Source organism: Ruegeria sp. AH3 (genome assembly GCF_056536265.1).
In genome coordinates, this window is sequence record NZ_JBQFJL010000001.1 from 2400999 (window position 1) to 2427577 (window position 26579).

The following is a 26579-nucleotide window of genomic DNA, read 5'->3' on the forward strand; positions in this document are numbered from 1 at the left end:
TTAGAGACCGAAGCTTCCGTAGGGGTAAAACCGCACTGGATCACCCGGCTGAATATGGCGCGCGCCGTCTTCGATCTCGACCAGCCCCTCGGCCCAGCTGAGCCCGCTGATCCGGCCAGAGCCTTCGGACCGGAACACCTCGACTCGGCCCTCTCGAATTCGCGCGCGCAAGTACTCGCGACGGCCCGGTTTCTTGCGTTTCTCGAACGCGGCGGGCACATCAAAGCCCTGCGGTTCCTGCCATCCTGCACCAGCCATCAGGCTTAATGTGGGGCGGGCGAAGATCAGCGTGCAGACCAGCGCGGCCACGGGGTTGCCGGGCAGACCAAATACCGGAGTTTCCTGCCACATACCCAGCGCCAAAGGCCGCCCCGGTTTCAACGCGATGCGCCATTCCTGCATCGCCCCCGCCTCACGCAGCAGGGCCGAGACATGGTCCTCATCCCCCGCCGAAGCCCCGCCGCTGGTCAGGATCACGTCAGCTTGCGTCGCTGCGTCGTCCAGTCGCTGTTTCAACGCGTCCCGGTCATCGGGCACACGCCCTAAATCGACCGCATCGAAGCCCATACGCGCCATCAGAGACAGCAACATCGGGCGATTGACATCGTAAATCTGCCCGGGTCCCACAGCGCCGCCCGGTTCGACCAATTCATCGCCTGTGGACAGAATACCCACGCGAAGGACCTTACGGACCGGGACCTCATTAATGCCTACCGCCGACATCAACGCCAGATCCGCCGGCGTGACATACCGCCCCGCGGCCAACGCGACGTCACCCTCGGCGACGTCTTCGCCCGCCTTTCGCGCATTGGCCCCCTGTTTCAGCGGGCCGTGAAAGGCAATGTGACCGTCCTGAACCGTCACGTCCTCTTCCAGAATGACTGTCTCCACACCCTCTGGCAGAGCGGCCCCGGTCAGAACCCGGATCGCGTGGTCCTGCGGCACTACCCCTTCGAACGGAACGCCTGCGGCCGCCCGCCCTTCAATCAACGGCATAACGCAGGGGCCTTCGGGTATGGCCCCGGCAAAGCCATAGCCATCCACCGCCGTATTCGGCAGCGGGGGATTGGAGCGTTTGGCAATCACATCTTCTGCCAGAATGCGCCCAACGGTCTGCATCAAAGGCACGGTTTCTACCCCGGTCACCACCGTCAAACGGTCGCGCAATAGCGCCAAGGCGTCATCGACCGGTGTCCATTTCACCCCGGCGGGCAGCGCAAAACAATCGTCGCGCAGGGGCGGAGGCGTGATATCCGGTTTGCTCATAACCCGACCTCTTTCAGTATGAAATCCGCGATGGCGGTGGTGTCGTTCAGATCGAAAACCACACGATCCGTGTCCAATAGAGTATCGCTTGCAATCGCTCGAATGGATGGATCACCGGGGGCGATCAGCGGGTTGTCCGCAACAGCGCGAAACGCCTCGACCTTGGGATGGGATTCGCGTTTGAAGCCTTCGATCAATACCAGATCAACCGGCGAGAGGCGGCCCAGCAGATCTGCCAAAGACGGCTCCGGCGCGCCGCGCAGTTCCTGCATCACTGCGATGCGCTGCCCCGAGGCCAGCAGCACCTCTGATGCGCCTGCCGCGCGGTGGCGATAACTGTCGGTGCCGGGTTGGTCGACGTCAACGGAATGATGCGCGTGTTTCACGGTGGAAACGGTGAGACCACGACCGGTGATTTCAGCCACCAACCGCTCCATCAACCCGGTTTTGCCCGCGTTTTTCCAGCCGGTGACGCCGTAGATCCTCATGCCTGCTCCAACAGTGTCTCGGCGCGGGCAAGATCATCGGGAGTGTTGACGTTGAAGAAGGGGTCAAAGGGCTCGGCCGGAAACAGGGCTTCGCGCCCATCGTGCTGATCGGTCCAAAGCACCACCTTGCGCAGCCCGTCCTTCAGCGCCGCCCGCAGATCATCGCGCAACGCGACGGGCCAGAGGCCGAAGGTCGGGTGCCGGTTCACGCGTTTGCCGCCGCCGGATTTCAATGCTTCATCGCCAGTGCGCGGAGTTGTGGCAAGTACAAGGGGATATTTCTGCCCATCGGAAGCCCGTACCAACTGTCTCACCAGATCACGCGGAAAGAACGGTGTATCCGCGGCAACCGTCACGATGGATTGCGCGCCTTGTTCAGTGGCCCAATCGAGACCTGCGAGAACACCGGCCAGCGGTCCTGCGAACCCTTCAATCGAATCTGCGATCACGGGCAAGCCCAACTCGGAGAACCGAGAGGCGTCCCCGTTCGCGTTGAGCGACAGACCGTCCACCTGAGGCCGCAGCCTGTCTATCACGCGATCCAGCAGGCTTATTCCGCCGATCTGCAACAGTCCCTTATCGCCTCCTCCCATGCGGGTCGCGAGGCCACCAGCCAGAATAACGCCCAACGGCTTTTGCAGTTGTTCAGCCATTGGCACTCTTCCTGCGATGTTTCTTATCCTCGACCGCTACAGTCGCCGGGTCCACATCACGCACCAGACGATCCTCACCCGACAAACACACGAACCGCTGCCCGCGCATCCGACCGATCAGAGTCAGGCCGACCTCGCGCGCGATCTCGACGCCCCAAGCGGTGAAGCCGGAACGCGAGGCCAGAACCGGGATGCCCATCATCGCCGTTTTGATCACCATTTCCGAGGTCAAACGACCGGTCGTATAAAGGATCTTGTCCGCGGCCCCCTCACCCTCGGACAACATCCAGCCCGCGATCTTGTCGACGGCGTTGTGGCGGCCCACATCTTCCATATAGACCAGCGGGCGGTTTTCACGGCACAGCACGGTGCCATGAATCGCCCCGGCCTCAAGGTACAGCGACGGAGTGCGATTGATCTTGGCGGCCAGATCATACAGCCACGAAGTGCGCACCGAGACCTGCGGCAGACGCACGCCCTCAAGCCCCTCCATCATGTCACCAAAGACCGTGCCCACGGCACATCCGCTCGTGCGGGTTTTTTTCTTCAGCTTGTCTTCATACGAGGTTTCACGCGCGGTGCGCACAACCACAGTTTCCAGATCGTCGTCATAGTCGACCTGAGTGATCTCATCATCCGCAAGCAGCATGCCCTGATTGCGCAGGAACCCCAGCGCAAGATATTCGGGATAGTCGCCAATGGTCATCGCCGTCACGATTTCCTGCGAGTTTAGAAAGATCGTCAGCGGGCGTTCCTCGACCACCGAGATCTGGCTGACCTCACCATTCTGATCCACGCCTTCCACGGCACGGGTCAGGCGGGCCGATCCCGGATCGGGCGCGATGAGATAGTCTGACAGGTCCAATTCCGTGGCCAATTGCAACCCCTTCCCAAGACGGCTACTGCTGCTCGCAACACCATAGGATTTAGCCATGACCTCTGCCACATCCAAGTCATACTTCTGGAAAGGTTTTCGCGACGGAACGCCGTTTGTCTTTGTCGCGATGCCCTTTGGTCTGTTGTTCGGCGTTTTCGCGACCGAGGCGGGGTTTAATGTCGTTCAAACACTGGCCTTTTCCGCCACCGTCTTTGCCGGGGCGGCGCAATTCACGGCGCTGCAATTGCTGCAGGACAATACCCCCACAATGATCGTCCTGATCTCAGCGCTGGCTGTGAACCTGCGGGTCGCGATGTATTCGGCCTCGCTGACGCCTTACTTGGGCGCGGCACCATTGTGGCAGCGCGCCTGTGCAGCCTATCTGATTGTCGATCAATCCTATGCCTGCTCGATGGTCCGGTTTGAAAAAGAACCTGATATGTCTGTGCCCCAACGCATGATCTATTTCGTCGGTTCGGTCACACCGATCACACCACTTTGGATTCTGGGCACCTATCTGGGGGCGGTGCTGGGCACGCAGATCCCGGAAAGCTGGGCCCTGGACTTTGCCTTGCCGATCACGTTTCTGGCCATGATCGGGCCGATGATGCGCACCTTTGCGCATGTGGTTGCCGCACTTGTTGCGATTGTGGTTGCTCTGCTCACCGTCGCAGTGCCGTTTAACCTTGGCCTTCTGATCGCAGGTGCCGCCGGGATGATTGCCGGCGCGCAAGCCGAACTGATGCTGGAGCGGAGCAAGCCATGACCCAGATCGACAACGTGACTATCTGGATCATCATCATCGGTCTGGCAGTTGGAAGCTATCTTCTGCGATTCACCTTCATCGGGTTAGTCGGAGATCGCCCGATGCCGCCCTGGCTGCTGCGCCACCTGCGTTACACCGCCGTTGCGATTATCCCTGCCCTGATCGCGCCGCTTGTGGTCTGGCCATCGGCAACCGACGGGCAACCGGACTTGCCGCGCATGGCCGCAGCCGCAGTGGCGCTGACAGTCGGGTACGTTACCAAGAATGTGCTGGCGGCGATCTTTACCGGCGCAGCCACGCTCTATGGTCTGCTTTATCTAGTTGGTTGAGGTCGCTTCGAGCTGATTGAGCCGCGCGTTGTTTTCTGCCAGCCCCTGCTGCAGATCAGCCGAGTCACTCTCACGATACTCGGTGGTGACAACCCCCGGGACCTGCCCGAATTGGTCCGACAGTTTCACCGGATAGAAGGTCGTGCTGATCTGCTCGAATCCCGGTACCTGCTGCAACAGCTGCGAGGTTGAGTTCGCGCAGAACGCCCCTGCCACTGGCCCCATCTGTTTGGCCAGTTGCAGCGCAATCTCGGCTTGTTGCGGGGTCACTTCGATGGTCTGGATGCGGGCATAATGGGTTTCGCGCGCATGGCTGCTGCGATAGGCCCGTTCGACATTCGGGGTGATGCCATAAAGCACATCGTTCTTGATCGGAACCACATCCGCCCGGAAGGACCCGGCAGGATCGAAGATCACGCGTTCGCTGCCGCTGATCATCAACGATGTATGCGCGCCTGACCCGGTGCGCGTGCTGATCATGGTATAGAGCGTCAACGTCGATGGCCCCGGATCACGATAGGATCGGGCCACAATCTCAGACGAATCTGCCTGCGGGCGCTGCGAACCGGCGCAACCCGCGACGGTCACCGCCAACAGGCAGGCTATCAGAAACCTGAACACGGAACGCGCCTCGGGGACCGATTAGGACGCAAAAACCGCCAGGAAAATGCAAAGGAAGACAATCGCCACCACGCACCAGGTGGTGAATTTGACGAAACCATCGAAGGTTTTGGTCTGAACGGTGATGTCCATCTCGCCGTGCTTGTGATCAGCCATGTTCGTAAGAATCCCAATTCGCGTGTTTGAGATGTTGGATAATGCAAAATTCAGGGCCTGTCACGACGTCAATCGCGCGCAGTTGAACCAAAGATCGTGCAGCCCGGATAACCGAACCCCCAGCGCCAGGGCAACCCACTGCAGGGACCGCCCCCAAAACGCACCGCCAGGAACATCGCCTCGGAGGTGATGGAATGGACGGATTTGATCTGCTCCGGTGTCATGTCGTAGCGTTCGGCATAGTCCTTGGCATGGGTCACACCGTGGGCTTTGACGCAGGCACGCAGGGCGTCATCAGCCGCGAGGCGGGCGTCAAAGCTGGCCTCGGCCTGTGATGCGCCGCCTGCGTTGTGATAGGCGCGGTCATGGGTGACACAGCAATATTCCCAGGGCGGATGCTCTTCATAGAGCAGGCTGAACTTGGGGAAAGTCTCGGCGACCAGACGCCAGCTTGATGATAACCCGCCCGAACAGCCATCGGTTTCGAACGGGATCAGTTCGGCCCCTTCGATGGAGCTCATCAACACCCGGTGCGCTGGCATTTCCACGTTGCGCATCAGGTCCTGTCCGGCAGCGGGCAGCGCGCAGCAGGCCAGAAAGGTGGCAAGCTTAAGGGCTTTCATCGCGCATCTCGGCAGTGTCAACCGACAGACCAAAGGTGGTCGCCAGCCACAGCATGAGCCGTTCACCCGGTCCCATCTCGGACCGAACACGCAGCACTTCGCGGGCTATCGCCGGACGGTCGGTAATCAGCCCGTCGACCCCCATTGAAGCCATGGCCGACATTTGCAGCGGATCATTCACCGTCCACACATAGATATCTTTGCCCGCCTCGTGGACCGAGCGGATGAGGCCTGGCGAAACAGTTGCCGCGTTCACGGCCACGAAATCGCCCTCCAGCCCCGACAAGTCGCCAATCGCTGTTGCCGCCAGAACCCCCGCCCGCCAATCGGGGCGCAGCGCTTTCATCTTCTGCACTGCCGGGTATTTCAGCGACATGGTGGCGATGTCGTCCTGCATCCCTAGCTCTTCGACAATCGCAGCAACGCGATTTTCCAGATCAACGTCGTGACCATAGTATTTCAACTCGATGATGACCTTGGATTTGCCTTTAGCAGCTTCCAGAACATCGCGCAGCGTGGGCGTACGTTCCGAGGCATATTCCAGGCCGAACCAACTGCCGATATCGATCTCGGCCACGTCTTCCATGGTCGCGTCCCAAACCTTGAGCGGCACGCCCGCCAGTTTCATGAAATCGCTGTCATGGGCGATAATGACCACATCGTCTGCGGTTTCCTGCACGTCGATCTCAACCCAGTCGGCGCCATCCTCGATCGCTTTCAGAACCGACGCCATCGTGTTCTCGGGTCGCAACGCCGCCGCGCCCCGATGGCCAATGACATCCGCATGATCCGGAGCCTGCACCCGTTCCAGCAGTTCCTGCCCGAACCAGAGCCCGATGAGCAGAGCGGCGACCGCGCCCCCAACCACGGCATATAGCGGCGCACGCAGATTACCGGGTTCGGGATGGGGCACTTCTTTGCCCTTTGCATCAAAGAACCCATCCAACAGAACCGCCAGCGCGCCCAGCGCGATCGCGGCCAGCACCAACCCGGCCAGCGACCAGAGACCAGCAACGATCAGGCTGAGGATCAGGGCGAGGCGCAGGTTCGTACCCTCTTGTAGCGGCACCAGATCGAAGAAGAACCCGGCAACGATTGCGATCAGCGATGCGATGACGATACGCAGGACCAGCCACAGGGCAAGTTCGATCTTGAGGCGGCCACGGCGCCCTTCCATCCGCTCGGCGCTGCGATCAAAGGCCTGCGCCGGCGTGCAGCTTTCGAACAGCACCAGATGCAGCGCCAAGGCCCAGGCCGAAAGCTTGCGGATCAGAACCCACGCCAGACAGAGAACCACGAAGCCGATCAGGACCACCGCGACCCAGAATGAAGGTGGGTGGAATGTGAGGTAATAATTGATGTCGTATTCCGTCAGCGTCCACCACGCTATTGCTCCGGCCACAAGCACGAAAGGCAGCGCCAGAAGCAAAACGCGCAGGATGAAACGCGCCGCAAAGCCGAACAGCGCAGGCAAGCGGGTCAGGATCAAACGGATGGAGGCACTGCCTGCCCGCCACGGATCGCTCTCACCCATCCGCAATGAACCGGCCATAACCGAGAACACAAAGACTTCGGCCAGCAGAAACAGGCTGAGCACCGCAATTGCCGCGATGAAGCCCGCAGGCGACAGCAGGAACATGGCGATGTCCTGATCGGTCAGCGCCGATTGATTCGACAGGGAGACGGCCAGATTGACCGCGATGGCCACCCCCGGCGCGATCAAAGCCACCAGCAGCAACCGCACCGCCAGATAGATCGGCACAAAGACGCGCCGCCGCGCCCATGCGCCGCGATAGGCGGTTGTAACGGCTGAGAAATTGGTCACGCAGCACCCTCCTGAATGATGATCTCATTCAAGGCTGCGAAAGCATGAATTGCAAGAGTGTGCGTTAGTTGTCTTCCAGATCAGCCGCCAGTCGGAACCCGATGCGATTGGCCGGTTTATCCTCGACCGTTTTGGGCAGAGCGCGCAGCATCACGTTCAACTGGCTGACATGCTGAACAAGCTGGGTCTTCGCCCCACCGCCATCCGAGCCATAGAAGGTGATCACATCGGGATCAAAATAACCCATGCCTTCAATCCGCATCACACCGGCATCGCCGCCGGTAAAGCCCATGGCGACCTCTTGATCGCCATCCAGCGTCTTTTCGAAGTTCTGGATATACATGATCAGCCGCTCATAGGCCCATTGCGCCGGGCTTTTGGTTTCGACCGGCGCTTGCAAAGTTTTGGGCAGATCCTTGTTGCCCGAGGCCGCCTCGGGGTTGGCATGCACCTCGTAGCATCGTGGTAAAGCTGCGGATTCCGCCGCTTCGGCCGAGGTTTCGATCTGGTCCTGCATCGCTCTACCCTTTGCGCTGATACTCCCACGCCCCGTCCGCGCGGCGCGTCCGGGTGACAGCTCCAATGTGGTAGAGATGGTTCACATGTGCAACCGCTTCGACCAGCGCGAGGCCGTATTCACCGCCCTTGATCTGGCGCTTGAACAGCGGGGGAAAGCACTCGGCGGCGGTTTTGGGGTGGTCGAGGTCGTTTAGCAAACGTTCCAATGCGCCGTGGTGATTGTCGATCAACTGACGCATGCGGGTGGGCAATCCGGTGAACGGCAGCTTGTGACCACCCAGAACGAGATGATCAGGCCGGGCCAATGGTTGCAGGCGTTCGCAGGCCTCTAACCAGTCGGCCACCGGATCGGCCATGGGCTCGGTCGCATAGACGCCCAGATTGGAACTGATCGAGCTGAGAATCTGATCGCCGGTCAGCACCAGATTGTCGTCGCGGCTCCAGAACGTGCAGTGTTCCGGCGCATGACCATTGCCCATGTGGACATCCCAATCACGCCCCCCCATGCGGATCACATCACCCTGTTTGATCCGGGTAAAGCCCAGCGGCATAGGGTAGACGGTGTCGGCAAAGTTGAAGGGCCGCTCGGCCATCCGACCCGCTAACACATCCGCGTCCATTCCGGCGCTGCGATAGTAATCGAGCGTTTCCTTCGGCCAGTTCTCCTGCACGTCCAGCGTCAGCATTCGGGCGAACAGCCAGGCGGTGCGGCTGGTAACCAGTTCGGCGCTATGTTCGGACTGGAACCAGCCCGCGTTGCCCACATGGTCGGGGTGGTGATGGGTGACCACAACCCTGTGGACAGGCTTACCGGCCAGAGGCCCTGCCATCAGGTTCTGCCAGATGGCACGCGTTTTCTTCGAAGAAAGCCCGGTATCGACGATTGTCCAACCGTCACCATCATCCAGCGCGTAGACATTCACATGATCCAGCGCCATAGGCAGAGGCAGCCTGATCCACAAAACCCCCTCGGCAACCTCGACCCATTCGCCGGGAGCAGGTGGTTCCTCCCACGGGTATCGCATCACTTTTGGAGCCTCGCCATCCATCAGACCGCCAACTCCTCTGCGCTAAGTGCGTATAGGTCATCCGCCCCGTTCTGCGCCTGTGCCAGAAGGCCGGTATGTTCGGGTAGCAACGCGTTGATGTAGAACCTTGCCAGTTTGGCGCGCGGTCCATCGGGGTCGGCTAAAGCGGCAGACAAATGGTAGTGCCCACCCAACACCCGCGCGAAAGCCTTGAGATAGGCCGCCGCCCCGGCAAAGCGGTTGTTCATGTCTGATTGCGCGACGATCCACTCGGTGGCTTCACGCAGTGACTCAGTGGCCTCCCACACCGGACCGGCGAGTTCCGGCATGGTGGCGCGGGCTTTTTCGGCCTGATCCTCGATCTCATCCAGAAGGTTCGAGGCCGCCTCACCCCCGTCTATCATCTTGCGCGCCACAAGATCCATGGCCTGAATGCCGTTGGTGCCTTCATAGATCGCGGTCACACGGACATCGCGGTAATACTGTGCCGCACCGGTTTCTTCGATGAACCCCATACCGCCATGCACCTGCACCCCGGTCTCGGATACGCGCATACCGGTCTCGGTGCCGAACGCCTTGCAGATCGGCGTCAGAAGCGCCGCTCGTGCTGCCCAATCGGCCTCACCGGTGGCCTGCGCCATGTCGATCGCGGCGGCATTGGCCAACATGATCGCCCGCGCCGCAAATACATCTGCCCGCATGCTCATCAACATCCGTCGCACATCTGCGTGGTCAATAATCGTGCCTGAGGGCGTCTTGCCTTGCTTGCGTTCCAACGCATAGGCCAGCGCGTGCTGATAGGCTCCTTCGGCGGCCCCCACGCCTTGCCCGCCGACGCCAAGGCGCGCGTTATTCATCATGGTGAACATCGCGGCCATCCCGCCATGCTCTTTACCGACCAGCCAGCCTTTGGCCCCGTCATATTGCATCACGCAGGTGGGCGAGCCGTGCAGACCCATCTTGTGTTCCAGCGAAACCACCTTCAGGTCATTGGCCACGCCGGGATTGCCGTTCTCATCAGGGATGTACTTGGGCACCAGAAACAGCGATATGCCTTTGGTCCCCGGCACGCCGTCCGGCAGGCGGGCCAGAACCAGATGGCAGACATTCTCGGTAAAGTCGTTGTCGCCCCATGAGATGTAAATCTTCTGGCCGGTCACCGAATAGGTGCCGTCACCGTTATCCTCGGCCTTCGAGGTCAGCGCGCCGACATCCGATCCGGCCTGCGGTTCGGTCAGGTTCATGGTACCTGACCATTCGCCCGCCATCATCTTGGGCAGATAGAGCGCTTTCAACGCGTCGCTTGCGTGATGCTCCAACGCTTCGATCTGGCCCTGGGTCATCAACGGAGCCAGCTGCAGCGACAGGCAGGCGGCGCTCATCATCTCATTCACGGCGGTGGTCATGGTCATGGGCAGGCCCATGCCGCCATATTCGGGGTCACCGCTCATCCCGATCCAACCGCCTTCGGCGATTGCTTTCCACCCTTCCGCGTAGCCCGGAGAGGTGCGCAATACACCGTTCTCCAACCGGGCGGGTTCCAGATCACCGGGGCGTTGAAGCGGTGCCATGATCTCTTCGCACATCTTCCCCGCTTCGGTCAGGATGGCGCTGACCACGTCCTCGCTGGCTTCCAAGAATTTCTCGGTCGCGGCGATCTGGTCAAATCCGATCACGTTGCGGAACAGGAATTCATAGTCTGAGATCGGGGCGCGATAGGGCATGGGTTCCCTCTGAGTCTGGCATGTGTGTTGCATGGGGTTGGAATCCCGACCCCACGCCGGTATTCATCTGGGCTGGCACGATTACCTACCGTTACCTGAACTGCAAGCAACCAAAACGCGGCGTCACGACTCATGACCCTTCTCGGTACCCAAGACCTTTCCGCAGATGCCGATGGCATTGCCAAAGCCGCCGACCTGTTGCGGCAGGGGCTGCTGGTCGCGTTTCCGACCGAGACCGTCTATGGCCTGGGCGGTGATGCACGGAACGGCGAGGCCGTGGCCGCGATCTATGAGGCCAAGGGGCGGCCCAGCTTCAACCCGCTGATCGCCCATGTCGCCTCGACCGAGACTGCGAAGCGGTTCGTCGACTGGACAGATCAGGCCGAGCAATTGGCGCAAGCCTTCTGGCCCGGTCCACTGACACTGGTTCTACCTTTGCGCGCCGACCACGGGATATCATCGCTGGTCACTGCCGGATTGGATACTTTGGCCGTCCGTGTGCCCGCACATCCGGCTGCGCGGGCATTGCTGGCGGCGTTCGATGGCCCGGTGGCAGCCCCCTCGGCCAATCCTTCCGGTCAGATCAGCCCGACCACGGCGGCGCATGTCCGGGCGGGGCTGGAGGGGCGTATCGCGGCAATTCTGGATGATGGGCCATGTGGTGTCGGGCTTGAGTCCACCATCGTCGGTCTGGCTGGTGCCCCGGCTCTGCTGCGCCCGGGTGGGGTTGCTTTGGAACAAATCGAAGAGGTTCTGCAGACGGAATTGCATCACCATCGAGCGGGCGATCTTCTGACCGCTCCGGGGCAGTTGCAATCGCATTACGCACCAGATGCGCCGGTCCGTCTGAACGCCGGGTCGCGCCAAGGGGATGAAGTTCTGTTGGGTTTTGGCCCGGTCGATTGCGATCTGAACCTATCTAAAAGCAGCAGCCTGCCCGAGGCCGCCGCCAATCTATTCGCCGCGCTGCACACGCTGAACGAAACCGGCAAACCGATTGCAGTATCTCCGATACCGGACCATGGGTTGGGCGCAGCCATCAACGACCGCCTGCGCCGCGCGGCAGCTCCACGCGATTAGGCGCGGCCCGCGCTGGCTGACAGGGACAAAGGATCAACCCCGAGCGTGGCCAGAGCGGCCTCCCATTTCTCGTCATCCGGTACATCAAAGACCAGTTTCGAGGTTGCATCGGTGGTCAACCAGCCATTCATCGCGATCTCGTCCTCAAGCTGATCGGGACCCCAGCCGGAATAGCCCAGCGTCAGCATCGAATTCAGTGGCCCCTTGCCCGAGGCCAGATCCTCGAGCACATCCAGCGTGGCCGTCATGCTGAAATCTTCGGAAATCTGCATCGAATGCAGATTGGCCTCGTAATCCGAGCTGTGCAGCACAAAACCACGCGACATCTCGACCGGGCCGCCGAACTGGACCAGACGCTCTCCCACCACCGGAATACGGCAGGGGATGTTGAGCTGTTCCAGCAGAGTCTTGATTCGCAGATCCGAGGGCTTGTTCACGATCAAGCCCATCGCGCCGTCTTCACCATGACTGCAGATATACACGACCGAATGCTCGAATCGTGGATCGCCCATGCCGGGCATCGCAATCAACAGTTTTCCCGTAAGGTCCATCAGCAGACATCTCTTGCGCCATAGGATATCCTAGAATGACCCTGCGGAAGCCGGAATGGCAAGGGATCAGCCCGGATTTCCGTGCATTTCAGCGAAGTGACCGGAACGTGACTTGGAATTCACGCCCGAAATGCGCATGTTCTGCATATGAAAACGCTTTGGAAACCCACTGCAGCCGTGCTGGCCGCCACCTTTTGCATCGGCTCCCCTGCCCTCGCGCAAGGGCTCGACAATCTGGTGCAGCTTGAGGTGCTGGACGGCGGCAAGACCTCCGAGGGTACCTATCAGGGGGCTTTGCGCCTGACGCTCAAGGATGGGTGGAAGACCTATTGGCGTGCGCCGGGCGATGCAGGCATTCCGCCGCAGTTTGACTGGAACGGTTCCGGCAATGTCGCGGATGTCGCGATCACATGGCCCGCGCCGCATGTGTTTGACCAGAACGGCCTGCGCTCGGTCGGGTATGAGGATCAGCTGGTGCTGCCGGTCGAAATCACCCCCAGGAACCCGGCTAAACCTGTGCGTTTGCGCGGTGAGATGGATCTGGGCGTTTGCAAGGATGTCTGTGTGCCCGGTCGACTGGATTTCGATCACACGCTGGATGCGGAGGCCGGGCGCAATCCGGCCATCGCTGCCGCCCTCGCCCAGCGCCCGTTTTCCGAGCGTGAGGCCGGCGTGGCAGGAGCAACCTGCCATCTGACTCCAACTGCGGACGGGATGCAGATCGAAGCGCATATCACCATGCCCTCAGCGGGCGGGGCCGAATTTGCGGTCATCGAGCCGGGCAATCCGGCGCTTTGGGCATCGCAACCCGAGACACGCCGCCAAGGCAATACTCTGATCGCAAGCTCAGAGGTCATCAGTGCCTCGGGCGGGCCATTTGCATTGGATCGGTCTGAGGTGCGCATCACCGTTCTTGGCGCGAACCATGCCGTGGACATACAAGGGTGCAGCGCAGGCTGACCGGATGAGCCAAACCCCAAAGATCGGTGCTTTGGCGGTCGTGCTACACGACAATCAAGTGCTGTTGGTGCAGCGTAACAAGCAACCCGATGCGGGTCTTTGGGGATTTCCCGGCGGCCATGTGGAATGGGGTGAAACCGTTCTGGACGCCGCCGCCCGTGAATTGCGGGAAGAAACCGGCGTTATCGCCGAGCCTCTGGCCTATCTCGACAATCTCGACCTGCTGTTGCGCGATAGCGATGGGCAGGTGCGGGCGCATTACCTGCTGGTCGGTGTAGCGTGCCGCTATGTGTCGGGCACGCCGGTCGCAGCGGATGACGCTCGGGATGCGCGGTGGTTTCCAGTCGAAATGATTATGACCGGGGACCTTCCGATGAGCGACCGGGTGCCCGACCTGCTGAAACTTGCCTTAGCAACCGATCAGGCGACGGACCGCTCAGACAGACGCGCGTAGAGCACGCTGGATAGCACCACACCCAACAGCAGGATCAGCACCGCTCCGACCGCGAAGACACCAAAACCCATCTGCAAAACGCTTGGGCCTTCGGCAGCTGGATAGAATCCAGAAAGCAACGCCAAAGGCGTGCCTGTCACCGCGGGCCAGATCATCGAGGCGCCCAGCCAGACCGCCAATGCAACGCCTGTTGTGCGCACAGCGATACGCACCACCCGATCCGGCGCGCGCAAGGCACGTCGCATCGACGTCATGGGCCGCGAAACGTCGTTTAGGATGGCCAGCAACGCAGGCACCAGCAACAGGATCAGCACCATGCCAAAGCCCAGCCCGTAGACCAGAGTGATTACCGTCGGTTTCAGGAACTGCGCCTGCTGTGAGCTTTCATACATCAATGGCGTCAAACCCAGCACTGTGGTCAGGGTAGTCAGCATCACGGGCCGCAATCGGTCAGCCGTGCCTTCGACTATCGACGGCACAAGCCCGCGTTCCTGTTGATATCCGTCAATCGTGGTCACCAACACGATCGAGTCATTGATGATGATTCCGGTCATGCCCAACAGTCCAACGACGGTGAACATACTCAGCGGCACGCCCCACAGGTAATGCCCCCAGATCGCACCCACGAGGCCAAAGGGGATAATCGCCATCACCACGAGAGGTCGCGTCCAGCTGGCAAAGACCCAGGCCAGCACCAGATAAATCCCGGTCAGACACAAGATCAGCCCGGTCCGCGCCTCAGACAGGAATTCATCCTCCTGCTCGCTCAGACCGGCCATGCGCCATTCGACCTGACGTTCGGCTGCAACGTTGGGCAGAATCTCTTCGCGCATGGCGCGTGCGATTTCGGCGGCCTGCGCCGGATCATCCTCGGAAATGTCGCCATTCACCGAGATCACACGCAGGCCGTTTTCACGCCGGACGGTCGAGAACCCCGATTTCCGTTCGACGGAAACGATATCAGCCAGCGGCACATAGACCCCGTCCGGCGTCCGCATCAGCGTGCGTTCAAGGAAGTCTGCGGTCAGCTCGCCTTCGGGAAGTTCAACCCGAATCTCGGCGCTGCGCGGACCGTCGGGGAAAGTGGCCGCCTCGATCCCGTTCAGACGGTTTCGCAACACCCGGCCCAGCGTCTCTATGCGGAAGCCCAGCGCCTGACCCTGCGCGGTCAGATCCAGAATGAATTCTTCTTTGTCATAGGCCAGATTGTCCTCGAGCGCCGAGACCTCAGGGTATTTCGATAATGCCGCCTGCAGGTCCTCGGACGCGGATTTCAGCGTGTTTACATCCGCCCCAAAGAACTCCACATCGATCGCGTCACCGCCCGGCCCCGAACGCCAACCCCGGAAGCTGAGCAATTCGACCTTCGGGTGGCGCGGCACGAAATCCTGAAGCTCGCCCACAAATTCGAAGCTGGAATAGGGGCGCAGATCGGCGTCGATCAACTCGATCGATATACCGCCCAGCAGATCACCATCCTTGCCGTCTGCCGCGCGCAGGCCGAACCCTGCGGACCCTCCGACCTCGGCCAGAACGTATTCGATGGGGTTGCGCCCGTGGCGTTCTTCGTAAATCTCGCCCAGTTCCTCGGTTGCCTGCTGGACCAAACGCATCATTTCCAGCGTCTCGGCGCGGGTGGCCCCTTCGACCATGATGAAGTTACCGGTGACCGAGCCACGTTCAGGCGCGTTGAAGAACCGCCAGTTCACATCACCCCGGATAAATAGCGCGATCTGGCTGGCCAGAATAACCACCATTAACGCGACCACCACATATCGCGCCCAGACCACCCAGGCAACCAACGGGCGGAACAGGTGGTCGCGCACCCAGCGGAAGCCCTTGTTCACAACTCGGTTGGGCCAGTCATACCAGTGTTCCTTGGCCGAATGTTTGATGGCGTGCGCCATATGGTTCGGCAGAATCAGAAAGCACTCGATCAACGAGGCAATCAGGACAGCAATGACCGTAAATGGGATATCGCGGATCAACTCTCCGAACCGGCCACCAATGGCAGTCAGGCCAAAGAAAGCGATGACCGTTGTGATGGTTGCAGCAAACACCGGCATCGCCATGCGCCGGGCCGCGCGTTCAGCGGCGATCATTGGGGCCTCGCCCAGACGGCGGGCGCGGAAATCGGCGTGCTCACCCACGACAATGGCGTCATCGACGACGATGCCCAGCGTGATGATCAGACCAAACAGCGACACCATGTTCAGCGACAACCCACCCAGATACATCAGCGCAATCGCCGCCGACATCGCCACCGGAATACCTGCGGCCACCCAAAAGGCGATGCGGGCGTTGAGGAACAGGAAGAGCAGGCAGACCACCAGCCCGAGGCCCACCAGCCCATTGTCCACCAGAATATCCAGACGGTCGGTGATTGCCTGCGCGCGCGTGCGGATCAACTCGACCGTGATGCCTTCGGGCAGGCTGGCCTGCATTTCGGCCACCACATCCTCGACCGAGCGCTGAATACCGATGGCATCACCCAGATTCGAGCGGTCAACGCGGATCGACATGGCCGGATTGTCGCCCACGAAATAGCTGCGATTGCGCGTGACGCCCTCGACCCGGATCTGCGCCACATCGCCAACAACCAGCTTTGAGCCATCGGCAAAGTTACGCAGAGCGATACCTTCAATCTCTTCCGGGGTACGCTTCTCGATGCCAGTCCGGATGCGCGCATTGGCGCCCGTGACATCACCAGCAGGGTTTGCCGTGACCTCGGCGGCAATCGCCTCGGCGACCTCCGAGAGCGATATATCATTTGCAATCAGCTGCGCAGTGGGCACCTCGACCACAACACGCGGAGCGGCCAGACCCCGGATCGTGGTGCGCGTAACACCGACGGCAAACAGGCGGCTGATCAGCTCATCGGTGAACTTGGCCAGCTGCTCGGCCTCGATAGGGCCAGTGATGACCACATCCGTCACGCGATCCCGCCACGCCCCGCGCCGGATCGTCGGCTCTTCGGCGTCTTCGGGCAAGTTGGTCACGCTGTCGACGGCAGTCCGCACCTCCTCAACCGCGCGGGACATGTCCCAGTTCGGCTCGAACTCCAGCCGGACCCGTGCCGAGCCTTCACGTGAGGTGGATTCGGTACTCGCAACGCCTTCTACAGCCAGCAGCGCCGGTTCCAGCAATTGGATGATGCCATTATCGACATCTTCGGGACCTGCGCCCTCCCACTCGACATCCACATCGACGCGTTCAAGAATAACGTCGGGAAAGAACTGTGCCCGCATGTTGGGGATCGCCGCGACACCCAGCACCAGCATGACCAACAGCAGCAGATTGGCCGCTGTCCGGTGCCGGGTGAAATAACTCAGGATACCGCCCGCCGCGTTGGGAATGTCGCGGATCATAGCGCCTAGCCCCCGGCCCGATTGTCATCAAGACGGCGCACGAGGGCGGCGGGCACCTTCGCCTCACTCAGCTGACCCAGCATTTGCGCCTTGTCTTCCTGTGACATCGCATCGCTGGCTTCGACCTGCGCGACAAGCTGGGCGCGCTTTTCATCCGAAAGCTCAACCATGCGCGGGTCAGCTTCGGCGCTCGCCTCAATCCGCAGGGGCCGCACCCGTACGCCCGAGCCCAGCAATGGGGTCCGGCCAATCACCACTTCCCGACCTTCCAGACCGTCGCCACGCAGCAACACTTCATCGCCCTGACGGCGGATCAATTGTACGGCCAACGGTTCCAGCCGGTCATCCGGACCAAGCACCAACACATTGCCCGCAGCATCCAGAACCGAGGATGGCAGACGTACAACATTGTCGAGCGGTTGTTCCTCGATCGAAACGGTGACGAAATCCCCCGGCTTGAAGCCGGGCGCATCGTCGAGACGGGCGTATATCAACCGCCCCGTCTGCCCTTCACCCGCGGCACCGCTGTCCCGGCTGATCCGGCCTCTGGCGGTCAGATCGGTGCCAGTGACCTCAAGCGAGACTGTGACCGGAGCGGAGATCAGATCACCCTCGGCATCAAGCAGGCGCACGAACTGGGCAGTTGAGACACGGAAAGCGACCTCAAGCGCGTTGGGGTCCACCAGTTCAGCCAGTTTTTCGTTGGCCGCTACCAGACGCCCTTCGACCAGCGTGACTTCGGTCAGCGTCCCATCGAATCCGGCATGGATCGACATATCCTCCAAATCGCGTTCGGCCCCTTCCAGAGCAATGCGGGCGCGGGCGAAAAGAGTGGTCGCCTGATCCACCCGAGATTCGGCTTGCGCCAATGCAATCCGGCGCGCCAGAACCGCCTGATGAGCAGATGTTGCGGCCAGTTCCGCCTCTTCGACGCTGGCAGCTGCGCCGACGCCGCGAGTCTGCAGGTCCTGTTGACGCTGCAGCGCCCGGTCGCGCAGTTCAGCCTGCGCTTCTGCTGATTTCAACTCGTCCTGCGCCAGCAGCAGAGAGCGTTCGGCATCCCGCTCTTCAAACTGGGCATCCAGAAGATCGGATTTTGCGCGGTCTAATGCCGATTGCATATCGGCCGGGTCAAGCTCGACCAGCAGCTCGCCAGCGGTCACGGTGCCGCCGTCTTCGAAATCTTCGGCCAGTGACACAACGCGCCCGCCCAATGCCGCCCGCAGCTCCAACCGGCGGCGGCTTTGAATCTGTCCGAATGCTTCCAGATAAGGCGTGACGGTTTCCGGCTCGGCGGTGCGGACACTCACGGCGAAGATACGTTCCCGCGCCTCCGGGGCCTGCTTGTCTTTGGTTAGCACATCCTGCACCGCGCCCGAGATCATCTGCGCGGCAACAATCAACAGGCCCAGCGTCAGAAACGCCAGGAACACCCCAACAAGGCTTTGCCGCAGAAATCGCATCGGTCACTTACCTCGGGTCGCACATGCTGCCTTCCGCAAAGGTAGCCGGGTCGTAAAAAATGCCAAGCCACAAAGCGGTTATGATGCGTTGAACGCAGAACCAGTCTACTTCCGTCGCAGATGTTCGTCCAATCTGGGCATTATTTCCACGAAATTGCAGGGCCGGTGGCGATAATCGAACTGTTTCTCGAGAATCGCGTCCCATGCGTCCTTGCACGCGCCCGGGCTGCCCGGCAGTGCAAACAGGTATGTCCCGCCCGCCACGCCACCCGTGGCGCGGGATTGCACCGCCGACGTTCCGATCTTTTCCATCGACACGATGGTGAAGACAGTGCCAAAGGCCTCAATCTCTTTTTCGTAGACGTCCCGATGTGCCTCAACCGTCACGTCACGACCCGTGAGACCCGTGCCGCCGGTCGAGATCACAACGTCGATTTCAGGGTCCGCGATCCATTTACGCAATTGGTCGGAAATCTGGGCGCGTTCATCCTGAATTATCTTGCGATCCGCCACCGAATGGCCCGCCTTCTCGATCCGATCCACCAACGTCTGGCCTGAGCGGTCTTCGGCCAGAGATCGGGTGTCTGACACGGTCAGAACAGCGATGCGGACGGGAATGAACTCCATGCTTTCGTCAATGCGTGACATATGACGTCAGGCCCTTTCCATGATGGCAAGCCGGATGGCGAGGGCGGTGAAAATCCCCCCCGTTACCCAGCCCATGATGCGCGAGGCGCGCGGGTTAGAAATCAGCATCCGTCCGGCGCCACCGGCAAACAGACCCACCAGGCCATTCACCACAAAACCGCCCAGCGCGATAATGGCACCGAGGATCAGGAACTGCACCAGAACCGAGCCCAGCGCTGGATTTACGAATTGCGGGATGAAGGCCAGCACGAACAGGATCACCTTGGGGTTGGTAAGGTTCACAATCATCCCGTCGCGAAACGCGAAATGCTTCGGTTTACTTGGGGCGTCGCCCGAAACCGCCCCCTTCCGGATCGCCCCCCACGCGAGATAGAGCAGATAAGCAACGCCCATCCAGCGGATCACATCGAACAGCCACGGCAGCGTCGCGACTGCAGCGCCAAGGCCGAGACCAGCAATCAGGACGTGTACCATGCCACCCACAGCGACCCCAGCACTTGCGGCAAGCGCCGGACGCGGACCCGCGCGCAAGCCCTGACCGAAACAAAACATCATATCTGCGCCGGGTGTGAAATTCAGCGCCAGCGCGGCCGGAATGAAGGCCAAAAGGGTGACCGTTTCGATCATGTGTTCACCTCGAACCAATGTATTTTGGGGCCCAGGTTGGCGATCTGGCTGCGCCCGATCGTGCCGCGATAGCCCCAGCTGTCATGGATATGCCCGCAAAAGACATGAGTTGGTTGAAGCCGTTCAATTGCGTCCCGCACAGAAACCGATCCCACGGACAGGCCTTGCGAAGTGGTATCGCCATGCCCCTTGGGCGGAGAATGCACGATAAGGACATCTGTGGCTTCGCAACGATTCAGCAGCTCTGCTGCCTCCGCTTCGGTCAGATCACAAGACCAGTCGCCAAATGGGGTCACGGGCACGCCATAACCCAGACCAAACAGGCGCAAACCATCAAGGGTCATGCCCGTTCCGTGCAGAACATGTGCACCGTCGGGTGCGGCGGCGGTCAGTTCCTCGGCGCTTTCGGCATTGCCGGGCACCAGAACCAGCGGCGCGGCGATACCTGAAAGCATATCCATCGCCTCATCCAACCCGCGTCGTCCATTGCAGAAATCTCCGGCCCCGATGACCAGATCGGCCTCGGCGCTGGCGGCGACCAGATCGGCGGCCCGGTTGCGCGCCATGTGCAGGTCAGAAAACGCCAGAACCCTCATGCCCCGGCCCCCAGCCGCGCTTTCAGTTCCAGCAGATCAGCCCAGGCCTGCCGCTTCATCTGCGGTTGCCGCAGCAGGTAGGCGGGGTGAAACATCGGGATCACCGGCAGGCCCAGCGCCTGATCCCAGTTGCCGCGCAGACGGGTGATGCCGCGTTTGCCCAGCACCGCCTGACAGCTGATATTGCCCATCACCACCAGAACCTCGGGCTTGGCCAGCGCCACATGGCGTTCCAGAAACGGCTTCATCATGCCGATCTCTTCCGGCTTGGGATCTCGGTTCTGCGGCGGCCGCCACGGCAGCACATTGGTGATATAAACGTTCTCACGCCTGTCCAGATCAATCGCGGCCAGCATCCGGTCCAGCAACTGCCCGGCGCGTCCGACAAAGGGCTTGCCCTCGCGATCTTCATCGCGCCCGGGTGCCTCGCCGATGATCATCACCCGCGCGCCAGGCGTGCCGTCAGCGAACACCAACTGCCGCGCGCCGCGTTTCAGGTCGCACAACCCGAAGGACTCCATCGCAGCGCGCAATTCGGTCAGCGTCCCGGCGGCTTTCGCTGCGTGCTGCGCAACCTCTGCAGGATCAACCTTTTCGGGTGCCTCGGATGGCGCAGTTGACTTCACTGAGGCGGGCTTTTTGGCCTTGGGCGCTTTGTCCGGCAGCCCATAGCGATCGATCGGCGCATCCGCGATCGCGTCAGTTGCGCCCAGCTCAATCTGCCACTCCAGCAGCGCCCGCGCGGTATGATAGTCCAAGCCCGATTCCATAGCTCTCAATCTAACCAGCTTTTGATCGAGGGAAAGCGAATAGACCTTGCCACAGCCCCTTCTGAGGTCGACCATACGGTTATTCATGCTCTTGATCCTACGAATCCTTCTGATCGGACTGTTGCTGACCCTCGCCAGCGACCCTGCGCAGGCGAGCTTTCACGACCGGCAGGGGCAGTGCCGCGCCGGCCAACTGCAATGCGGTCGCAATTGTTGCCCTGCTGGCCAACGCTGCAGTTTCGATGGCCGCTGTATTCCCCCAGGTCACACTTATTGCGGTGGCGGTCGTACCTGCGGCCCGTTCGAGCGCTGCGTGGCAGGAGGAACCCGTTGTGCCCCGGCGGGGGCGAATAAATGTACCTCACGTCTGGATTGCCCAGGAGGCAGCTTCTGCAACGGGCGCGGCGAATGTGAGCGCAGCACTCCGGATATCGATCCCGCACCAGCCACCACCTGCGCGGATGGACGCACCTGTGGGTCAGGTTCCTCGTGCCTGCCCGGCGGTGGATGCTCGAGACCCGGCTGGTTTTTGTGCGAGGAAACCGGTTCGCAATGTCGCCCCGGCTTCAAATGCTCGACCCATCAAGGGTGCGTGCCGATCAAGGCTATCGATTGCGGCTATGGCAAATGGTGCAAACCCGGCGAGCAATGCCTGCCTGAAGGCGGGTGCGAGAAACTGCCCGAAGGGTCGGAACCTTAGGTTGCCTCTGCCCGCGTGGCTTCCTATAAGCGGTCCGATTGTCAGACAGGAGCCCGCCCATGCGTTTCGCCCATCGTCACCTTCTTGGCATCGAGCATCTGTCGCAATCCGATATCACCGCTATCCTCGATCTGGCTGAAACCTATGTCGATCTGAACCGGCAATCGACCAAGCATTCGGATGTGCTGTCGGGGCTGACGCAGATCAACATGTTCTTTGAGAATTCTACCCGCACGCAAGCCAGTTTCGAACTGGCGGGCAAGCGTTTGGGCGCGGATGTGATGAACATGGCGATGCAGGCAAGCTCGATCAAAAAAGGCGAGACGCTGATTGATACGGCAATGACGTTGAACGCGATGCATCCCGATCTGCTGGTGGTGCGGCACCCCCATTCCGGGGCAGTGGACCTGCTGGCGCAGAAGGTAAACTGCGCCGTGCTGAATGCGGGCGATGGGCGGCATGAACACCCGACGCAAGCCCTGCTGGACGCGCTGACCATCCGCCGGGCCAAGGGTCGTCTGCACCGGCTGAACATCGCGATTTGCGGAGATGTGGCGCATTCGCGCGTCGCGCGCTCGAACCTTATCCTGCTGGGCAAGATGGAGAATCGCATCCGACTGATTGGCCCGCCGACGTTGGTGCCGTCTCACTTCGCTGAGTTCGGGGCCGAGATCTATGACGACATGAATGAGGGTCTGAAAGACGTCGACGTTGTGATGATGCTGCGGCTTCAGAAAGAACGGATGGACGGCGGCTTCATCCCATCGGAACGCGAATACTATCACCGCTACGGTCTGAATGCTGCAAAGCTGGCGCTGGCCACACCCGATGCCATCGTCATGCACCCCGGCCCCATGAACCGCGGGGTCGAGATCGACGGTACGCTGGCAGATGACATCAACCGGTCCGTCATTCAGGAACAGGTCGAGATGGGCGTCGCCGTCCGCATGGCCACCATGGATCTGCTGGCGCGCAATATGCGAGAAGCTGCATGAGCAATCTGACCATTGCCCCCCACGAACGCGGCGTGATCCGCCTGTTCTCGCTGGACATGCGTCCGGAAGAGGCGAAATTCCTGCGTGAACCGGGGGCTGTCGATCAGGTGCTGGGCGTCAAAGGGCTGGATCCTGAACAGATCGATATCTTTCCGGTATCCGACCTCGAAGACCTCGGACTCTATGGCTATCTCAGCGAAGGCTGTGGCGTTTCCGAAGACCAGTTGGACCGCCCGAGGCTGGAGGCCATTGAAGGCTGGGTAATGGTCTTGCGCAGCGCCGCATTCGGCGGCCGGTCGGCCACACTTTCACCTGACCCCCGCCTGCATCTGATAGGACTCTTCACTGAAGAGGCGACCAACTGGACCGGCGGCACAATTGAGACCGAAAGCGCCAAGCCATTCTCGGCCCCACAGACCATGCCGACCGATGACACACCACACCGCTTCGGCTCGTCAATCATTGCTTTGCTAATCCTGGTTGTCATCGGAGGTGCTTTGTGGCTGATCCTGTGATCTTCACCCCTGATAAAGGTGCTTATATCCGCACCAATACCTGGCTGGCCGCCCTTGCGATGGCAGGCGCAATGGTGGTGCTCTGGTTGATCGGCAATCCATACGTCTGGACCGGCGCGCCTGCGGGCCTGGCCGCGATCGGCTTCCGCGCGTGGTACCTGGCCTCGGAAGAGCTGACCGCCACTTGGGAGATGACAGACACCACCTTTACCGGCCCCGGCCCGCGCAAAGTGGCGTTGAACCAGATTGAGGCCGTCAACACGATGGGCAGTTTCGTCCAGATCGTCACCAAGGGCGGCGACAAGCACCTGATCAAGTATCAAGCAGATCCCGCAGCCACCAAAGCCGCAATCGAAAGGGCCATGGTATGAGTGACGAGTGGTGGCGCAAAAGCATACCCGAAACTGAAGAAGTTCTGTGGTTTGGGCAACCGGATCAAGGGTTTTTCCCACCCCGATACGGTTGGGCCTACAAAGCTGGGCTTCTCGGGTTAACTGCTTTGTGGCTTGCCAGCCCTTGGATATTTGACACAGTTAGAGACTTCTGGAAACTCATCTGCGGCACTTTGATCTTGCCTGTCACGATGTGGGCAGACCGTTTTGTTCGGGCACAACGCATGTATGTAGTAACCTCGCACAATGCGTGGGTACTCAACAAAGAGCTGAAGACCAAAAACTTAAAGATCGATCAGTTTCTCAACTTCCGAACCGGACGCCGCACTATCTTATTCAATCGGCACCCGTTTTTTTCATTTGATCATCTTGCTGACCCCGATGCCGCTATGAAGGCGCTGCACCAAGCCCGCGAGGCCTCCACATGACATCTTTAGTTTTCACCAACGCTCGCCTGATTGATCCCGAGGAGGGTACAGACAGCACCGGCTGGTTGCGGGTCACCGATGGCCGGATCGTGGCGCGTGGCGAGGGCGAAGCTCCGACCACGGAAGCGCAGGTGATTGACTGCGGCGGGCAATGCCTCGCCCCCGGTATCGTCGATATCGGCGTCAAGGTCTGCGAACCCGGCGAGCGGCACAAGGAAAGCTACAAATCCGCTGGTCTCGCGGCGGCTGCCGGAGGGGTGACCACCATCGTCACCCGCCCCGATACGCTGCCTTCAGTCGACACGCCCGAGACGCTGGAATTCGCGACCCGGCGCGCGCAGGCGGATGCGCCCGTCAATGTGTTGCAGATGGCCGCACTGACCAAGGGGCGCGAGGGGCGCGAAATGACCGAGATCGGTTTTCTGCAGGACGCAGGCGCCGTGGCCTTTACCGATTGCGACCATGTCATCACCAATACCAAGGTGTTCTCGCGCGCCCTGACTTATGCGAAGTCCTGCGGCGCACTGGTGATTGCGCATCCGCAGGAGCCAGGGCTCAGCGGCGGTGCCGCAGCAACCAGCGGCAAGTTTGCGGCTCTGCGCGGTTTACCTGCCGTGTCGCCCATGGCCGAACGCATGGGGCTTGACCGCGATATCGCTCTGCTGGAGATGACAGGCGCGGCCTACCATGCCGATCAGATCACCACTGCCCGCGCACTGCCTGCGCTCGAACGCGCCAAGCGGAACGGGCTGGATATTACCGCTGGGACCTCGATCCACCATCTGACGCTGAATGAGTTGGACGTGGCCGACTATCGCACCTTCTTCAAGGTGAAGCCTCCGCTGCGGTCGGAAGATGACCGGCAGGCCGTGATCGAGGCGGTGCGAAGCGGGTTGATCGACACGATCAGCTCGATGCACACCCCGCAGGACGAGGAAAGCAAACGCCTGCCGTTTGAAGAGGCAGCCTCGGGCGCAGTCGCGCTGGAGACTCTGCTGCCTGCGGCGTTACGCCTGTATCATTCCGAACAGCTGGACCTGCCGACCCTGTTCCGCGCCATGGCGTTGAACCCTGCGAAACGGCTGGGTCTGGAAAGTGGCCGCCTGGCCGAGGGTGCGCCTGCCGATCTGGTGCTGTTCGACCCGGATGTGCCTTTTGTGCTGGATCGGTTTGCGTTGAAATCCAAATCGCAGAACACTCCATTTGACGATCAGCGTATGCAGGGTAAGGTCACCGCAACCTATGTGGCCGGAAACGAAGTCTACCGGAGAGCCTGATGCCCCTTTTCGACAGCACAATGACCCAGCTGATCCTGTGGGCGGTTCTGGGCTACCTGATGGGATCGATCCCGTTTGGAATGGTCATCGCCAAAGTGATGGGGCTGGGCAATCTGCGTAATATCGGGTCGGGCAATATCGGCGCGACGAATGTGCTACGGACCGGCAATAAGGCGGCTGCGGCGCTGACACTACTGCTGGATGCAGCCAAGGGGGCGGTCGCGGTACTGCTGGCGCGGGCAATGGTCGGAGAAGACGCCGCGCAGATCGCAGCCCTGATGGCCTTCCTCGGCCATTGCTTTCCGGTCTGGTTGAGCTTCAGGGGCGGTAAGGGCGTCGCCACGTTTCTGGGCATCTGGCTGGCGCTGGACTGGCGCGTCGGCCTTGCCTGCTGCGCGACCTGGCTGGTGGCCGCTGCGATCTGGCGCATTTCGTCAGTTGGCGCCCTGGCTGGCGCGGCGCTGTCAACAACGTGGATCATGGTGCTGACCGATGGCAGCACATTCATTCTGGGGATCGTGCTGACCCTGCTGGTCTACTGGCGGCACAGCGCCAATCTGGCCCGGATCAAGGCCGGGACCGAGCCCAAAATCGGCAAATCGTGACCCTGTCGGAGCGCGTCGCAAACGCTCTGGCCGACCTGCCGACAGGTACATTCACCGGGATCGCCGACAACCGGCGCTATGTCGTGTCTCACCAGATCATGGCGCGTGGAAAGTCGCACAAACTGGTGGCGCACGAGCTTGGCGGACCGGACTATATCAGCCTGAACCTCTATCTGACACGCAACAGTGGGGCACTGTTGCGCCCCTGCGAGATGTCTGCCGAAAAGGTGGCGGCCTTCGTTCTCGCGCTGGTCCCTGACGTGCGCGAATGAACA

Annotated in this window: 30 protein-coding genes; 12 read left to right on the forward strand and 18 right to left on the reverse strand. The window is 60.9% G+C overall.

The genetic code is table 11. The features are described from left to right. The 4 genes from ACR3EM_RS12115 to ACR3EM_RS12130 are packed head-to-tail and all read right to left on the reverse strand — an operon-like array spanning nt 1 to nt 3341. Nucleotides 1-1266, reverse strand: a complete 1266-nt coding sequence (locus ACR3EM_RS12115; protein ID WP_480470940.1) for a molybdenum cofactor synthesis domain-containing protein — start codon at nt 1264-1266, stop codon at nt 1-3. Further along, nucleotides 1263-1754 (reverse strand): molybdopterin-guanine dinucleotide biosynthesis protein B, encoded by a 492-nt coding sequence (gene mobB, locus ACR3EM_RS12120; RefSeq protein ID WP_480470941.1) that lies wholly within the window; start codon nt 1752-1754, stop codon nt 1263-1265. The genes ACR3EM_RS12115 and mobB overlap by 4 nt, the downstream gene beginning before the upstream one ends. Further along, nucleotides 1751-2407 carry a molybdenum cofactor guanylyltransferase MobA gene (gene mobA / locus ACR3EM_RS12125; RefSeq protein ID WP_480470942.1) on the reverse strand — a complete coding sequence of 219 codons (657 nt, stop codon included), beginning with the start codon at nt 2405-2407 and terminating at the stop codon, nt 1751-1753. Before mobA ends, mobB begins: the two co-directional genes overlap by 4 nt. Next, nucleotides 2400-3341, reverse strand: coding sequence for a formate dehydrogenase accessory sulfurtransferase FdhD (locus tag ACR3EM_RS12130; protein WP_480470943.1), 942 nt, complete (start codon nt 3339-3341; stop codon nt 2400-2402). Before ACR3EM_RS12130 ends, mobA begins: the two co-directional genes overlap by 8 nt. Here ACR3EM_RS12130 and ACR3EM_RS12135 point away from each other — a divergent pair. Together ACR3EM_RS12135 and ACR3EM_RS12140 are read left to right on the forward strand one after the other, a co-directional pair. Continuing rightward, nucleotides 3340-4050, forward strand: a complete 711-nt coding sequence (locus ACR3EM_RS12135; protein WP_480470944.1) for an AzlC family ABC transporter permease — start codon at nt 3340-3342, stop codon at nt 4048-4050. The genes ACR3EM_RS12130 and ACR3EM_RS12135 overlap by 2 nt on opposite strands. After that, nucleotides 4047-4379: an AzlD domain-containing protein gene (locus ACR3EM_RS12140; RefSeq protein ID WP_480470945.1), complete on the forward strand. Its 333-nt coding sequence runs from the start codon at nt 4047-4049 to the stop codon at nt 4377-4379. The genes ACR3EM_RS12135 and ACR3EM_RS12140 overlap by 4 nt, the downstream gene beginning before the upstream one ends. Here ACR3EM_RS12140 and ACR3EM_RS12145 read toward each other — a convergent pair. The 7 genes from ACR3EM_RS12145 to ACR3EM_RS12175 all read right to left on the reverse strand — a co-directional run bounded on the left by ACR3EM_RS12145 (nt 4368) and on the right by ACR3EM_RS12175 (nt 10875). Continuing rightward, nucleotides 4368-5000, reverse strand: a complete 633-nt coding sequence (locus ACR3EM_RS12145) for a hypothetical protein (protein ID WP_480470946.1) — start codon at nt 4998-5000, stop codon at nt 4368-4370. The two genes, ACR3EM_RS12140 and ACR3EM_RS12145, sit on opposite strands and share 12 nt — an antisense overlap. Nucleotides 5001-5021: 21 nt before the next feature. Continuing rightward, entirely contained in the window at nt 5022-5156 is a 135-nt protein-coding gene (locus ACR3EM_RS12150) for an aa3-type cytochrome c oxidase subunit IV (RefSeq protein ID WP_480470947.1), read from the reverse strand. Between the two features lie 68 nt (nt 5157-5224). After that, complete coding sequence (locus ACR3EM_RS12155; protein WP_480470948.1) at nt 5225-5779, reverse strand: hypothetical protein; 555 nt, start codon at nt 5777-5779, stop codon at nt 5225-5227. Next, entirely contained in the window at nt 5766-7604 is a 1839-nt protein-coding gene (locus ACR3EM_RS12160; RefSeq protein ID WP_480470949.1) for a glycerophosphodiester phosphodiesterase family protein, read from the reverse strand. The genes ACR3EM_RS12155 and ACR3EM_RS12160 overlap by 14 nt, the downstream gene beginning before the upstream one ends. A 64-nt stretch (nt 7605-7668) precedes the next feature. Beyond that, nucleotides 7669-8121, reverse strand: a complete 453-nt coding sequence (locus tag ACR3EM_RS12165) for a DUF6173 family protein (protein WP_480470950.1) — start codon at nt 8119-8121, stop codon at nt 7669-7671. 4 nt (nt 8122-8125) lie between these two features. Continuing rightward, entirely contained in the window at nt 8126-9172 is a 1047-nt protein-coding gene (locus tag ACR3EM_RS12170; protein WP_480470951.1) for an MBL fold metallo-hydrolase, read from the reverse strand. After that, nucleotides 9172-10875 carry an acyl-CoA dehydrogenase family protein gene (locus ACR3EM_RS12175; RefSeq protein ID WP_480470952.1) on the reverse strand — a complete coding sequence of 568 codons (1704 nt, stop codon included), beginning with the start codon at nt 10873-10875 and terminating at the stop codon, nt 9172-9174. The genes ACR3EM_RS12170 and ACR3EM_RS12175 overlap by 1 nt, the downstream gene beginning before the upstream one ends. A 132-nt stretch (nt 10876-11007) precedes the next feature. Between ACR3EM_RS12175 and ACR3EM_RS12180 the strand changes: the two genes are divergently transcribed. Beyond that, the gene (locus ACR3EM_RS12180) at nt 11008-11955 is read left to right on the forward strand and encodes an L-threonylcarbamoyladenylate synthase (protein ID WP_480470953.1); all 948 of its coding nucleotides are present in this window, start codon (nt 11008-11010) and stop codon (nt 11953-11955) included. On the opposite strand, the gene ACR3EM_RS12185 is transcribed toward ACR3EM_RS12180, so the two are convergent. Then, nucleotides 11952-12506 carry a YqgE/AlgH family protein gene (locus ACR3EM_RS12185; RefSeq protein WP_480470954.1) on the reverse strand — a complete coding sequence of 185 codons (555 nt, stop codon included), beginning with the start codon at nt 12504-12506 and terminating at the stop codon, nt 11952-11954. The two genes, ACR3EM_RS12180 and ACR3EM_RS12185, sit on opposite strands and share 4 nt — an antisense overlap. Nucleotides 12507-12653: 147 nt before the next feature. On the opposite strand from ACR3EM_RS12185, the gene ACR3EM_RS12190 reads away from it, so the two are divergent. Together ACR3EM_RS12190 and ACR3EM_RS12195 are read left to right on the forward strand one after the other, a co-directional pair. Then, entirely contained in the window at nt 12654-13466 is an 813-nt protein-coding gene (locus ACR3EM_RS12190; protein ID WP_480470955.1) for a protein-disulfide reductase DsbD domain-containing protein, read from the forward strand. A 4-nt stretch (nt 13467-13470) separates the two neighbouring features. Then, nucleotides 13471-13920, forward strand: a complete 450-nt coding sequence (locus ACR3EM_RS12195) for an NUDIX hydrolase (protein WP_480471923.1) — start codon at nt 13471-13473, stop codon at nt 13918-13920. Here ACR3EM_RS12195 and ACR3EM_RS12200 read toward each other — a convergent pair. The 6 genes from ACR3EM_RS12200 to ACR3EM_RS12225 all read right to left on the reverse strand — a co-directional run bounded on the left by ACR3EM_RS12200 (nt 13887) and on the right by ACR3EM_RS12225 (nt 21392). After that, nucleotides 13887-17288 (reverse strand): efflux RND transporter permease subunit, encoded by a 3402-nt coding sequence (locus ACR3EM_RS12200; RefSeq protein WP_480470956.1) that lies wholly within the window; start codon nt 17286-17288, stop codon nt 13887-13889. The two genes, ACR3EM_RS12195 and ACR3EM_RS12200, sit on opposite strands and share 34 nt — an antisense overlap. Before the next feature lie 5 nt (nt 17289-17293). Next, on the reverse strand, nt 17294-18751 hold the full coding sequence (locus ACR3EM_RS12205; protein ID WP_480470957.1) for an efflux RND transporter periplasmic adaptor subunit: 1458 nt from the start codon (nt 18749-18751) through the stop codon (nt 17294-17296). A gap of 105 nt (nt 18752-18856) precedes the next feature. Next, complete coding sequence (gene moaB / locus ACR3EM_RS12210) at nt 18857-19399, reverse strand: molybdenum cofactor biosynthesis protein B (protein WP_480470958.1); 543 nt, start codon at nt 19397-19399, stop codon at nt 18857-18859. A gap of 6 nt (nt 19400-19405) precedes the next feature. Continuing rightward, nucleotides 19406-20026, reverse strand: coding sequence for a LysE family translocator (locus ACR3EM_RS12215; RefSeq protein WP_480470959.1), 621 nt, complete (start codon nt 20024-20026; stop codon nt 19406-19408). Then, on the reverse strand, nt 20023-20622 hold the full coding sequence (locus ACR3EM_RS12220; protein ID WP_480470960.1) for a metallophosphoesterase family protein: 600 nt from the start codon (nt 20620-20622) through the stop codon (nt 20023-20025). The genes ACR3EM_RS12215 and ACR3EM_RS12220 overlap by 4 nt, the downstream gene beginning before the upstream one ends. Next, the gene (locus ACR3EM_RS12225) at nt 20619-21392 is read right to left on the reverse strand and encodes a uracil-DNA glycosylase (protein WP_480471924.1); all 774 of its coding nucleotides are present in this window, start codon (nt 21390-21392) and stop codon (nt 20619-20621) included. The genes ACR3EM_RS12220 and ACR3EM_RS12225 overlap by 4 nt, the downstream gene beginning before the upstream one ends. Before the next feature lie 759 nt (nt 21393-22151). Between ACR3EM_RS12225 and ACR3EM_RS12230 the strand changes: the two genes are divergently transcribed. From ACR3EM_RS12230 to ACR3EM_RS12260, 7 genes are read left to right on the forward strand one after another with little or no spacing between them, the layout of a single operon-like run. Continuing rightward, nucleotides 22152-23087, forward strand: coding sequence for an aspartate carbamoyltransferase catalytic subunit (locus ACR3EM_RS12230; RefSeq protein ID WP_480470961.1), 936 nt, complete (start codon nt 22152-22154; stop codon nt 23085-23087). Then, nucleotides 23084-23602: a hypothetical protein gene (locus ACR3EM_RS12235; protein ID WP_480470962.1), complete on the forward strand. Its 519-nt coding sequence runs from the start codon at nt 23084-23086 to the stop codon at nt 23600-23602. The genes ACR3EM_RS12230 and ACR3EM_RS12235 overlap by 4 nt, the downstream gene beginning before the upstream one ends. Then, on the forward strand, nt 23587-23973 hold the full coding sequence (locus ACR3EM_RS12240; protein ID WP_480470963.1) for a hypothetical protein: 387 nt from the start codon (nt 23587-23589) through the stop codon (nt 23971-23973). Before ACR3EM_RS12235 ends, ACR3EM_RS12240 begins: the two co-directional genes overlap by 16 nt. After that, entirely contained in the window at nt 23970-24422 is a 453-nt protein-coding gene (locus ACR3EM_RS12245) for a hypothetical protein (RefSeq protein WP_480470964.1), read from the forward strand. The genes ACR3EM_RS12240 and ACR3EM_RS12245 overlap by 4 nt, the downstream gene beginning before the upstream one ends. Continuing rightward, the gene (gene pyrC / locus ACR3EM_RS12250) at nt 24419-25699 is read left to right on the forward strand and encodes a dihydroorotase (RefSeq protein ID WP_480470965.1); all 1281 of its coding nucleotides are present in this window, start codon (nt 24419-24421) and stop codon (nt 25697-25699) included. Before ACR3EM_RS12245 ends, pyrC begins: the two co-directional genes overlap by 4 nt. Then, a complete protein-coding gene (plsY, locus tag ACR3EM_RS12255; protein ID WP_480470966.1) occupies nt 25699-26304 on the forward strand; it encodes a glycerol-3-phosphate 1-O-acyltransferase PlsY in 606 nt (201 codons plus the stop codon). Before pyrC ends, plsY begins: the two co-directional genes overlap by 1 nt. Continuing rightward, nucleotides 26301-26576, forward strand: a complete 276-nt coding sequence (locus tag ACR3EM_RS12260; protein ID WP_480470967.1) for a hypothetical protein — start codon at nt 26301-26303, stop codon at nt 26574-26576. Before plsY ends, ACR3EM_RS12260 begins: the two co-directional genes overlap by 4 nt. Nucleotides 26577-26579 lie beyond the last annotated feature (3 nt).